The organism is Bacillus swezeyi (assembly GCF_001969815.1).
Taxonomy (GTDB): Bacteria; Bacillota; Bacilli; order Bacillales; family Bacillaceae; genus Bacillus; species Bacillus swezeyi.
This window is the reverse complement of sequence record NZ_MRBK01000017.1, coordinates 19,243-31,443: the sequence shown is the minus strand read 5'-3', so window position 1 is coordinate 31,443 and position 12,201 is coordinate 19,243. Positions and strand designations below refer to the sequence as shown.

The window sequence follows — 12,201 nt, the reverse complement described above, 5'->3', positions numbered from 1 at the left end:
GCCTACCATTAAGATCATAAACATTGAACACCTTCTGCTCTGTGAAAGATGATCGCAGGGCCTTTTTCTTGTTGATCTTGGTGAAGAATTGGGATGGATCAAATATTTGTTATCCAATTCTGCTTTGCTGAAGTTATCCAACTTTATTATAAGTTTCATAGCGCCTGAAGTGATATAGCACTTTTGCCCCCATAAAAAAATGATATGTCGAGCATATTTTATTTTTATTTTACTATTAATAATTTACTGAATAAACTGAACCTGAGTCGAACAAAATTTTTCGGAGGGATTATATGAATACACTAACAGATATTAAACATGTAAAAAATTTCATTTCTGGCAAGTGGATAGATCCCGAAAAGCAACAATATGAGGATGTTTATAATCCAGCCAATGGAGAAGTGATTGCCAAAGTTCCAATTTCCGGACAAAGTGATGTTGATTATGCTGTCCAAGAAGCGAATAAGGCATTTGCAGAGTGGAAAAGGGTTGCCGTTCCCAAAAGGGCTAGAATTCTATTTACATATCAACAATTATTAGTGAAACACTGGGATGAGTTAGCAGAATTGATTTCCTTGGAAAATGGAAAAACGTTCTCTGATGCTTATGGCGAAGTGCAGAGAGGAATTGAATGTGTTGAGTTTGCTGCTGGCGCCCCATCCTTAATGATGGGAGAGCAATTGCCTGACATAGCAACCGGGGTTGAATCAGGGATGTACCGGTACCCCTTGGGCGCAGTTGGAGGAATTGCCCCATTTAACTTCCCTATGATGGTGCCTTGCTGGATGTTTCCATTAGCTATTGCATGCGGGAATACATTTGTTTTAAAGCCTTCAGAACGTACGCCAATGCTAGCTAATCGCTTAGCGGAATTATTCAAAGAAGCCGGATTGCCGGATGGCGTATTAAATATTGTCCACGGAGCTCATGATGTTGTGAACGGTCTATTGGAGCACGAATTAATTAAAGCGGTTTCATTTGTCGGTTCACAGCCTGTAGCGGAGTACATTTATAAGACGGCAGCAAAGAACGGAAAACGCGTTCAAGCGTTAGCGGGAGCGAAAAATCACAGTATCGTTTTAGAAGACGCCGACCTTGATGTGGCAGTGAAAAATATTTTAGGTGCAGCATTCGGTTCGGCAGGCCAGCGCTGCATGGCAGCATCCGTTGTTGTTGCTGTAGGAGATGTCGCGGATTCTCTCGTAAACCGTTTGAAAAAAGGTGCAGACGATATTGTGATGGGTGATGGTTTAAATAAAGATGTGTTTTTGGGACCGGTCATTCGCAAAGAGCAAAAAGAGCGCGCACAGTCTTATATATCCGCAGGAGAAGCAGAGGGTGCCAAACTTGTAAGAGACGGAAGACAAGATGTAAAAGATGACAAAGGCTATTTTGTTGGGGCGACAATATTTGATCACGTTGAGACAAACATGAAGATTTGGAAAGAAGAAATCTTTGCTCCTGTTTTATCAATTGTTCGAGTGAATACTCTTGCAGAAGCGATTGAAGTAGCCAATCGTTCTGAATTTGCAAACGGAGCATGTTTATATACAAACAGTGCCAAAGCAATTCGTGAATTTAGAGAAGAAATCGATTCAGGAATGCTTGGCATTAATTTGGGCGTCCCGGCACCAATGGCATTTTTCCCGTTTTCTGGCTATAAACATTCATTTTATGGCGATCTCCATGCCAATGGGAAAGATGGAGTGAACTTTTTTACAAGGAAGAAAATGGTGACTGCGCGTTACTAAAGTTATGGCCTTCTAATCGTTCTTACTGGGAAGAAAATTGATATAAGAAATGAGGTCTTTCAATTGCAGAAAGAAGCAATTCCCAACACAGAGGAGTTAAGGTTAAAAGATTCTAAATATGTGTGGCATGCGATGAAAGGCGCTGTTCCAGACCCTGGTTTATTAATAGCGGAATCCGCCGAGGGCGCCTGGATTACAGATGCGGAAGGAAATCAATATTTAGACGGTATGTCAGGATTATGGTGCGTGAATGTCGGATATGGGCGAAAGGAACTCGCACAGGCAGCTTATGACCAGCTTGAGAAACTGCCTTATTTTCCACTATCCCACAGTCATGGTCCGGCTATCAAATTAGCAGAGAAGCTAAATCAGTATTTGGATGATGATTATGTATTCTTTTTCTCGAACAGCGGCTCAGAAGCAAATGAAACGGCCTTTAAAATCGCAAGGCAGTACCATCAGCAAAAAGGAGAAGCAAACCGTTTCAAGTTTGTTTCCCGCTACAGAGCTTACCACGGCAATACGATGGGGGCATTGGCAGCTACAGGCCAAGCGCAAAGAAAATATAAATATGAACCGCTGGGCCAAGGTTTTTTACATGTATCCCCGCCAGACTTATATCGAAAGCCTGAAGATTCCAATACGTTGGAAAGTGCAGAAGCGATCGATCAGCTCATGACTTGGGAGTTGAGTGAAACGATCGCAGGCGCCATCATGGAGCCAATTATTACGGGAGGCGGAGTATTAATGCCGCCGGAGAATTATTTGAAGAGAGTGAAGGGAATTTGCGAGCATCATGGTGCGCTGCTGATTGTGGATGAAGTGATTTGCGGCTTTGGAAGAACAGGAAAGCCTTTTGGTTTTATGAACTATGGTGTAAAACCGGACATCATTACAATGGCAAAAGGAATCACAAGCGGGTATATGCCATTATCAGCGACAGCTGTGCGCAGAGAAGTCTTTGAAGTCTTTAGCGGCGAGAAAACAAACAATCGTTTTAGACATGTGAATACTTACGGCGGAAGTCCTGCTTCTTGTGCGGTTGCGCTAAAGAATATTGAAATTATGGAGCAAGAAGGATTGTTTGAGCGGTCCAAAGTTTTAGGAGAAAGGATGCTTCAAGACTTCCAGGTTCTCTTACAACATGACCATGTTGGTGATGTGCGGGGAAAAGGCCTGTTATTGGGAATTGAATTGGTCAAAAATAAGGAAACGAAGGAACCGATTGAATTGGAGAAAATCAATGCGGTTATGAAGGCTTGCAAGGAGAAAGGTTTGCTCATTGGGAAGAATGGCGATACCGTCGCAGGTTATAACAATATCTTGCAGCTTGCTCCGCCTCTCAATCTCACAGAAGATGATTATCAATTTATTGTGAAAACAGTGAAGGAAAGTCTTCAAGTCATTTAAATCCCGGAGGTGGAACAATGATTCGTACTTCAGAAACATTTGAAGCGGTCCTTAAAAACAAAAAGGAAACGCAAAAGATGTACATTAACGGCGAGTGGATCGAAAGTTCAACAGGACGAACGAGAGAAATTTTGAATCCTGCCAATAACAGGGTGATTGCAACGGTTACAGAGGGCGGCGCAGATGAAGCCAATCAAGCTGTTCAAGCTGCAAAAGACGCCTTTTACAAAAACGGTTGGAAACAGACTTATGCTCGTACAAGAGCAGACCTGCTGCTGAAGGTTTCTAGAAAACTAGAAGAACAGAAAGAAGAGATTGCTAAGCTTGAAACATTGAACAATGGAAAGCTCTACAGTGATTCATTAGTAGATGTTGAGGATGCGATTCACCAATTTCAATATTATGCCGGGCTTGCGATGCAGCCCCATGGTCAGACATATGAAGTGCCTGACGACATTCAAGCTATGGTTATTCGTGAACCGATAGGTGTTGTTGCGCAAATTGTACCATGGAATTTTCCGCTTGTTATGGCGGCGCAAAAAATGTCTGCTGCCCTGGCTGCCGGCTGTACAGTGGTTGTGAAACCAGCCACTCAAACACCGCTCACTTTAATCCGGTTATTTGAAATCATTGATGAAGTAGGTTTTCCAAAGGGTGTAGCCAATTTAGTACTCGGTTCTGGATCTATTATAGGCAACACATTAGTTACACACCCGGATGTTGATAAAATTTCTTTTACCGGTGGTACATCTACAGGAAAGCAAATTATGAAAGATGCTGCAGATACAATAAAAAAAGTCGGCTTAGAGCTGGGAGGAAAATCACCAAACATTGTGTTTGCCGATGCAGATTTTGAAACAGCGGTTGACTATGCACTGTTAGCTATATTTGCTGGGCAAGGGCAAGTATGTTCAGCTGGCTCGCGTCTTATCATTGAGAAGTCGATTTACGATACATTTGTCCCGGAACTTGTTGCACGCGCGAAAAACATTCAGGTTGGCCCTGGTTGGGAAGAGACGTCTGAAATGGGACCGTTAGTATCCAAAGATCATATGGATACTGTGCTCAATTACATCCAAATTGGAAAAGAAGAAGGCGCAACGCTTTTGTGCGGCGGCAACCGGCTTACCAGCGGCGAACTGGCCAGCGGAAATTATGTAGCGCCAACCATTTTCACAGATACGACGCCGAATATGAGAATTGTACAGGAGGAGATATTTGGTCCTGTTCTCGTCATACAAGTATTTGAAACAGAAGAGGAAGCCATTGAATTAGCCAATGGAACTGATTTCGGTTTGGCAGCAGCGGTCTTTACAAACGATGGGGCAAAAGCACAACGCGTGATTCGCGAACTTCAAGCGGGAATTACATGGGTTAATACGTATCATCCTACGTTTAATGAAGCCCCATGGAGCGGCTATAAGCAAAGTGGTATTGGCGGCGATCTTGGTACGTACGGATTTGAAGAATATCTATATAAGAAACAAGTAAATATTGCTTTGAATGTTCAACCATCTGGAGCATACAAAGAATAGCTTAAAGATACAAAGCAGCTATTCTGGGGAGGTACCATCTTGAACAGTTTTGATATTGTCGTCATTGGCGCTGGCATCATTGGCTCAAGTGTTGCTTATTATCTCTCGAAAGAAGGATACAGTGTAGCGCTGGTTGAGAAAGGTGATATCGCGAATGGAACTTCAAGCCGTTGTGATGCGGTTGCTCTCATTTGCGATAAAAAGCCTGGAATTGATACGGCTATTGGTTTTAAAAGTATTCAGCTTTATAAAGAGCTGGCTAAAGAATTTTCTTTTGATTTTGAATTCTTCTCAAGAGGCAGCCTTTATGTATGTGAAACAGATCAAGAGCTTGAAATTGCACGGGGTTATGTAGCCCAGCAGGTCGCGGCCGGCTACGACATGCGTATGGTTGACCAGCAAGAGCTCCCGGATATTGAACCTCATTTAGCTCGTGACTTAAAGGGCGGTATATGGACTGAAGTGGATTCAACCATGAATCCTTATCTTGTCTGTTATGCGTTTATTGAAGAGGCTAAAAAACACGGATTAACGCTTTTTACAAACCATGAAGTAAGGGAGATTATTCAAGCGCCAGACGGTCGAGTGGAGTCGGTCAAAACAGATAGAACGACGATCCATACGAAAAGAATTGTGAATTGTGCAGGCGTATGGGCCAGCAAGATCGGGGACATGGTCGGAATTGATATCCCCATTCGTCCTCGCAAAGGGCTGATTTTAATAACGGAAAAGACAAAAAAAGTAGTCAGTCAGAAAGTTCATGAGTTCGGCTACATGTTGTCAAAGTTCGAAGACATTCATTATAAACGTAACGTCAGTCAATTGGTAGAAGACCACAATATTGCATTTACCATTGAACCAACGGAAGCAAATAATTTTTTGGTTGGCGGGCATCGAGCCTTTAAAGGGTATGATATCCGTTCAGAACATGATGTGATGAGGGGCATTGCTGAACGTGCTACACGCTTTTTGCCAATATTAAAAGATATTAATTGTATCAGAGCCTACGCTGGAATACGTCCTTGGGTGGTGGATCATCTTCCGATCGTTTCTGAAGTGGAAGAAGTCCCGGGCTTCTATATTGCAAGCGGTCATGAGGGAGACGGCATCAGTATGGCTCCTATCACAGGAAAAATGGTTACGCAGTTAATCTCAAACCAAGAAACAGATTTTAATATCGATCGATTGAATTTTTCTAGGTACAAAAACGCCTCATTAGAACAAACTGTTTAAACAAAAACAAAATTGGAGGAATGAAAATGTATAATCCAGTCGGTATGATTCCAGCAATGCCTACCCCTTTTAACAAGGAAGGAAATGTTGATTTTGAAGCATATAAAAATCTAATTGATCATTTAATTGCTGGCGGAATGCACTGTTTGCTGGCGGGAGGAAGCACGGGAGAATACTCTCTTATGTTTATGGAAGAAAGAAAAAGCGTACTAAAAGCGGCCGTGGAATATGCCAATGGACGTGCTCCAATTATGGCCGGAACAAGTGCGCATCGAACAGAGGATACACTTGAACTGACAAAATATGCAGCGGAAATTGGAGCTGATTGTGCGCTGGTCGTTACACCGTATTATATGAAGACGAGTGAAGAAGGTATCAAAAACTATTATAAAACACTGGCTGCCGAGTCTGGAATCGGCATTGTCATCTATCACTACCCAGCGGCTACAAATGTGGAGCTTTCACCTGAATTGATTGCTGAATTGAGCCAAGTGGAAGGTATTGTCGGCGTGAAAAACACAACAGATCAAGAACATACATGTAAAGTCATCGGACTGACGAAAGACCAGAAAAATTTCTCTGTCCTTACAGGTTTTGAACATTTAATCCTGCCGACGTTGGCTGTAGGCGGACACGGTGCGACAGGTATTATTCATAACTTGGTGCCAAAGGAAATTGTAAAAATGTATAACCTCTTTAAAGAAGAAGGAGATATAAATAGCGCAATTGCCTTGAACCAAAGACTTCTTCCTCTCTATGACTATGTGGAAGCTGAGCCTGTGCCGGGTCCTGTCAAAGCAGGTTTGGATTTAATAGGGCTCAATGGGGGAGAAGTTCGAGCACCATTAGTGCCAGCCTCTGAGGAGCTGACCTCTAAAATGAAAGAAACACTTTTACAATTGGGCTATGAAGTAAATCCCGTTTAAACATATTTAGGGAAGAATATCCATAAGGGTATTCTTCCTTGTTCCAACAACAAATCCCAGGCGGAGGAATGTTAATGACGCTGAACACGTACAACAATTCACATTATGGATTTATTCAATCAAACTCGGATGCCACCATTGAAATGAAAAAAGGGCAGTATGTATCAGGGTATTCCGTTGGAATCTTATTTTTAGATGAATGCTGGTATCCTACCTTGCCTGGAAATGTGGCAAATCTATCAACATACGACTTTCCGGTGGTTTTAAAAGTTGTCCCACATTGTACACAGGAGCGTATCCACGTGGGAGATCCTACTCTTGCAGATGATGTGGTAGCTGCTGCTAAACAATTAGAGGCAGAGGGAGCAAAAGCGATTTGCGGTGCATGCGGATTTTTTGGGAACTTTCAAAAAGAAGTGGCGGATGCCGTGAACATTCCTGTTTTCATGTCTAGCGTCATTCAATTGCCATGGATTAAAACTGGTCTAAAAGATGGGCAGCAAGTCGGTATGCTGACAGCTGACAGCAATGGCATTACTTCCTCATTGTATAGAAGCTGCGGTATTGATAATGAAGATGATGTAGTCGTTAAAAATTTGGGGGATTTGCCAGAGTTCTCAGCAATTACGGAAAGCAGAGGAAGATTTAATAATGGGCTTGTTCGTCAGGAAGTTGTCCAAGCGGCAAAAGAGTTAGTCAATGAAAATCCTAACATTGGAGCCATTTTGCTAGAGTGCAGCGATCTTCCTCCTTATGCATCAGAGATTCAACAGGCAGTTGGATTGCCAGTGTTTGATTTTATTACAATGATTCGATGGGTCCACATGGCAACTGCTCAAAAACCATATATGGGATTCATTTAAACAGGAGGATTCGTGACATGGATGAAATGAATACCATTGTATGCAGGTGTGAAGAAGTTTCCTTAAAGTTGATTAAAGATACAATAGAGCGATACAAATGTTCATCTCGAGAAGTGAAATTACGCACTAGAGCAGGCATGGGGTTTTGTGGAGGAAGAACCTGCCGGTGCACAATTGACCAAATAGCAAAAGAATTGAATCAGGAGATGATAAAGAATGACATTCAGCTTAGTTATCGGCCTCCAGTTCGTCCAGTCACATTTGGAGTACTAGGGGGGAACGTTCATGACAATGAGAGTTGAACATCATCCTGTTCTTGGGTCTTTGGAAAAACAACAGCCCTTTACGTTTTATTTTAATGGAGAAGCATACGAAGCCTATGAAGGAGATACGATTGCTTCAGCGATGTTAGCGGCTGGAGTACGGACACTCCGTCAACATGAGGTAAGTGGAACAGGCAGGGGCATTTATTGCAATATTGGTCATTGCTTTGAGTGCAGAGTGCAGCTGGAAAACAGCAAGGTTGTTCGAGCTTGTTTGACTCCAGTAAAACAAGGAATGGTCATTCATTCTGTAGCTGGCTGCAAAAAAGGGGGTGAGTAGCATGAGGGATCTGTTGATCGTGGGGGCGGGTCCGGCTGGCTTGAGCGCCGCCATTGAAGCTGCTGAGCAGGGCTTAAATGTTCGTGTCATTGATGAATTTCCCCGCGTTGGCGGGAGGCTGCTCGGACAGCTGCATCAAGAGCCTAATGGAGAATGGTGGAACGGAATTTCAGAATCAGAAAAGCTGCATATTCGCGCTTTAACAGCGGGTGTTGATATACAGTGTGAAACATCTGTTTACGATATTGAAAAACGCGAAGCTGGCTGGCGTGTTCATACATCAAATGGAGTCCTGAAGTCGAAGGCGCTGCTGCTTGCCACTGGTGCCAGTGAGACGCCCATTCCGATTGCTGGATGGACGCTGCCTGGAGTTATTTCGATTGGCGCGGCACAAGTCATGGGGAATGTTTACCGAGTGAAACCTGGTCAATCGTGTGTGATTATTGGCGCAAATGTCTTGTCGATGGCTATTGCAAACGAGCTGAGGCTTTGCGGAGTAGATGTGAAAGAAATCATGATCCCTAAGTCAAGCCTCGTTTCAAATGAAGCGGGAGAGCCAACAAGTGTGTTGAAATCGCTTACAAAATTAACTCACCTTGCCCCAAACGCGTTATTAAGACAGTTAGGAAAGGCGGGAAAACTTCTTCCGCCATCCCTTGTTGCGAAATGTTACCCGGCTTCAGGTATCAAAATGTTTGGTATTCCTATTAAAGTGAAAACGGCCGCTTTAGAAATACTAGGAGATAAGCAAGTAACCGGAGTGCGAACAACCAAAGTAACTGCGTCTGGTGCGCCGATTCCCGGGACTGAAAAAATAGTTGAAGCAGACGTTGTTTGTATTTCAGGCGGGCTGACGCCAATGGCTGAATTAGCATCTATTATAGGCTGCTCCTTTCAATATGTACCTGAATTGGGCGGACACATACCGGTGCACAGTGAGAACATGCAAACGAACATTCCTCATCTTTATGTCGCAGGAAACATTACCGGTGTTGAGAGCGCTAAAGTAGCAATGGCTCAAGGGAAAGTCGCAGGCTTAACCATTGCGGCTGAAATAAGCAATCGTACTGGTGAGCTGGATGAACTCATTCATCAGGCCATACACTTCGTAAGGAAGACAAGAGCTGAGGCGCTTATCCAATTTCAGCCGAATATCCCTAAGGCCCGTGAACAATTATACAAATCATATGAAGGAAGTTAAACTTAAAGAAAAATTGATGAACAGAGAGGATTTAGGAGGGAAAACAATTGAAGTTGTTACTTGTAGGAGCAAATGGAACGATTGGTTCAGCAGTATATAAAGAACTGAGCCATGATGTCGAGATCATTACAGCAAGCCGATCGAATTCAGATGTAGAGGTAGACATCACCTCTCCAGCAAGTATTTCTAGAATGTTTGAGCAAGTAGGACAAGTGGATGCCGTCGCGAGCGCAGCAGGCGCTGCACACTTCGGTTTTGTCGATGAGATGACACCAGAACAAAATCTCATTGCGGTAAACAGCAAGCTGCTTGGGCAGATTCATTTGATTCTGCTTGGATTGAAGTACATACGTGATAAGGGCAGTATCACTTTGACAACAGGTATTTTAATGGATGATCCCATTGAAAAAGCAGCTTCTGCAGCTATGGCAAACGGCGGGATTCGTGCTTTTGTTCAATCTGCGGCAATTGAATTGCCGAGAGGTATTCGCATTAACCATGTGAGTCCAAGTATGCTGGAAGACTCTATTGAGAAATATGGTCCATTGTTTCAAGGATTTGAACCTGTTTCTTCGAAGCGTGTGGGTTTAGCGTTTAGAAAAAGTATTTTAGGAGCTCAAACGGGACAAAGCTATTACGTTTACTAAACGAAGCCATTCTGGATATTCACTAGTAAAAATAAAGTTTTATTTAGAGAAGTTCCATCAAAAATCAGCATCAGCTATTCGTCCGTATTAATGGACGACGACGTTGAATGGTGCTCAGGGATAAAGCGAATATTTTGTCCCTGAGATGATCATTCGATCGATGAATCTTCGAATGGCCGGGAAGACAAACTTGAAATTTTTGCGAATTTTCCAAATATGAATTGTTGGATAGGTCGAATGAAATAATGGGGTACCCATTCTCATAGTAGGAAGGCATAATAGGTTGAACTATTGTGATGAGTGGATATTCAATCTAAACACCAAACAAGCAAAGGGAAAAATGGGAGACGGAAAATAAGCATCTGTTAAGATGGACAAAGGGGCTAACACAGATGATACAAAATGTTGTGGATTCTTTAAATAGCTATATATGGAGTCCGGCTTTAGTATTTTTTTTTCTGATCATCGGGATATTTTACACAGTAGCGACACGCTTTCTGCAAATCAGGCACCTAAAAGATATGGTGGTTCTAACGTTTAAAGGAAAAGATTCAGAAGCGGGATTATCTCCATTTAAAGCGTTATCAATGTCTTTGGGAAGTCGTGTTGGAACCGGAACCATTGCTGGTGTAGCAACAGCTATTGCCTTCGGAGGACCCGGCGCTGTTTTTTGGATATGGATGATGGGACTGCTTGGCGCTGTTTCCTCGTTTATTGAAATTACACTGACACAGGTGTATAAAAGTAAAATTAGAGGAGAGTATCGCGGAGGAGTCCCCTTTTATATTGAAAAAGGGCTGAAGATGAGAAAAACCGCAAATTTATTCGCTTTTGTAACAATCATTGTTATGGCAGTCTTATGGCCAACCCTGCAGGCCAACACAATTGCAGTTTCAGTTCATCAAGCATTTGGCATCTCTACAGCCTTCACAGGAGGGATATTGGCTATCATTCTTGCCATTATTATTTTTGGCGGAGTCAAAAGATTGGGAAGGGTTGCCGAAACAGTGGTTCCTACGATGGCTATAATTTATGTCCTAATATGTCTTGTCATAGTAGGTTTTAATCTAGTACATTTACCCGGTGTCATCATGCTCATCTTAAAAAGTGCGTTTGGCGCTGATTCGGTGTTTGGAGGCGTTGTGGGGTCAGCGATTACCTGGGGAGTACAGCGTGGTGCTTTTTCACATGCGGCCGGAATTGGCAGCGAGACCTTTGAAGCTGGAGCGGCTGAAGTGTCACATCCGGCAAAACAAGGATTAGTACAAGCCTTTTCCGTCTATCTCACGACTTTAGTTATTTGTTCAGCGACGGCTTTTACCATACTTATAACAGGGATGTATAATGTTTCGCCAGATGGCGGCGCCTTCATTACTTCAAATGCTGCCGCTGGAGAGGATCCTTCTGTGTATACCCAACTCGCTGTAGAATCAGTCATTCCTGGTTTTGGCACTGCTTTTTTAGCTATTGCGTTATTCTTCTTTGGTTTTACAACTCTAATGTCATATTACTATAAAGCTGAAACTTGTTTAGCTTTTATTAATCGCAATCGAGAGAAATCCTTTGAATGGATTTTGCATATGTTGAAACTGATATTGCTCGTGACGGTTTTTTATGGCAGTGTGCAATCAGGGAAAATCGTTTGGGCTCTCGGAGATCTCGGGATGGGAAGCATGGCATGGTTAAATTTAATAGCCATTTTATTCATGACGAAAACAGCTCTAAAAGTGCTAAGAGATTATGAGGATCAAAAAAAAGAAGGGAAAGACCCTGTCTTTGACCCAAAAAAACTGGGGATAAAAGATGCTGATTTTTGGGAGAAAGATTATCAATCAATGGTGAAAGAGGATGAAACAAATACTGTGAAGCAAGTACATGTCCGTATGTAACCGCGGCTGAGCACCCTCCCAAGAGGTAGGAAGTTGCCCATTTAAGCATATCTGAAAGCGCTTTTCTGACGAAGGCAGCGGTTGAGCTTGTTCTGATGATCACAAGTAAATCACGAAAAGCATAAAAAAAGTGAAATCACGCG

Annotated in this window: 11 protein-coding genes; all 11 read left to right on the top strand. The window is 42.8% G+C overall.

The genetic code is table 11. From position 1 onward, the window contains the following. The first annotated feature begins 293 nt into the window (after positions 1 to 293). The 11 genes from BTA30_RS14955 to BTA30_RS14905 all read left to right on the top strand — a co-directional run bounded on the left by BTA30_RS14955 (position 294) and on the right by BTA30_RS14905 (position 12,058). The gene (locus BTA30_RS14955; protein ID WP_076762112.1) at positions 294 to 1,751 is read left to right on the top strand and encodes a CoA-acylating methylmalonate-semialdehyde dehydrogenase; all 1,458 of its coding nucleotides are present in this window, start codon (positions 294 to 296) and stop codon (positions 1,749 to 1,751) included. A gap of 63 nt (positions 1,752 to 1,814) precedes the next feature. Next, entirely contained in the window at positions 1,815 to 3,161 is a 1,347-nt protein-coding gene (locus BTA30_RS14950; RefSeq protein ID WP_076762111.1) for an aspartate aminotransferase family protein, read from the top strand. A gap of 17 nt (positions 3,162 to 3,178) precedes the next feature. Then, positions 3,179 to 4,696 carry an aldehyde dehydrogenase family protein gene (locus BTA30_RS14945; RefSeq protein WP_076762110.1) on the top strand — a complete coding sequence of 506 codons (1,518 nt, stop codon included), beginning with the start codon at positions 3,179 to 3,181 and terminating at the stop codon, positions 4,694 to 4,696. A 39-nt stretch (positions 4,697 to 4,735) separates the two neighbouring features. Further along, on the top strand, positions 4,736 to 5,929 hold the full coding sequence (locus BTA30_RS14940; RefSeq protein ID WP_192855987.1) for an NAD(P)/FAD-dependent oxidoreductase: 1,194 nt from the start codon (positions 4,736 to 4,738) through the stop codon (positions 5,927 to 5,929). Positions 5,930 to 5,955: 26 nt separating this feature from the next. After that, positions 5,956 to 6,855 (top strand): 4-hydroxy-tetrahydrodipicolinate synthase, encoded by a 900-nt coding sequence (gene dapA / locus BTA30_RS14935; RefSeq protein WP_076762108.1) that lies wholly within the window; start codon positions 5,956 to 5,958, stop codon positions 6,853 to 6,855. A gap of 74 nt (positions 6,856 to 6,929) precedes the next feature. Next, positions 6,930 to 7,718 (top strand): aspartate/glutamate racemase family protein, encoded by a 789-nt coding sequence (locus BTA30_RS14930; RefSeq protein WP_076762107.1) that lies wholly within the window; start codon positions 6,930 to 6,932, stop codon positions 7,716 to 7,718. Between the two features lie 17 nt (positions 7,719 to 7,735). Beyond that, complete coding sequence (locus BTA30_RS14925; protein ID WP_076762106.1) at positions 7,736 to 8,020, top strand: (2Fe-2S)-binding protein; 285 nt, start codon at positions 7,736 to 7,738, stop codon at positions 8,018 to 8,020. Continuing rightward, positions 8,004 to 8,321, top strand: a complete 318-nt coding sequence (locus BTA30_RS14920; RefSeq protein WP_076762105.1) for a (2Fe-2S)-binding protein — start codon at positions 8,004 to 8,006, stop codon at positions 8,319 to 8,321. The genes BTA30_RS14925 and BTA30_RS14920 overlap by 17 nt, the downstream gene beginning before the upstream one ends. A 1-nt stretch (position 8,322) precedes the next feature. Continuing rightward, positions 8,323 to 9,522: an NAD(P)/FAD-dependent oxidoreductase gene (locus BTA30_RS14915; protein WP_076762104.1), complete on the top strand. Its 1,200-nt coding sequence runs from the start codon at positions 8,323 to 8,325 to the stop codon at positions 9,520 to 9,522. Positions 9,523 to 9,569: 47 nt separating this feature from the next. After that, complete coding sequence (locus tag BTA30_RS14910) at positions 9,570 to 10,169, top strand: short chain dehydrogenase (RefSeq protein ID WP_076762103.1); 600 nt, start codon at positions 9,570 to 9,572, stop codon at positions 10,167 to 10,169. Positions 10,170 to 10,561: 392 nt separating this feature from the next. Next, positions 10,562 to 12,058, top strand: coding sequence for an alanine/glycine:cation symporter family protein (locus BTA30_RS14905; RefSeq protein ID WP_404802449.1), 1,497 nt, complete (start codon positions 10,562 to 10,564; stop codon positions 12,056 to 12,058). The last annotated feature ends 143 nt before the right edge of the window (positions 12,059 to 12,201 follow it).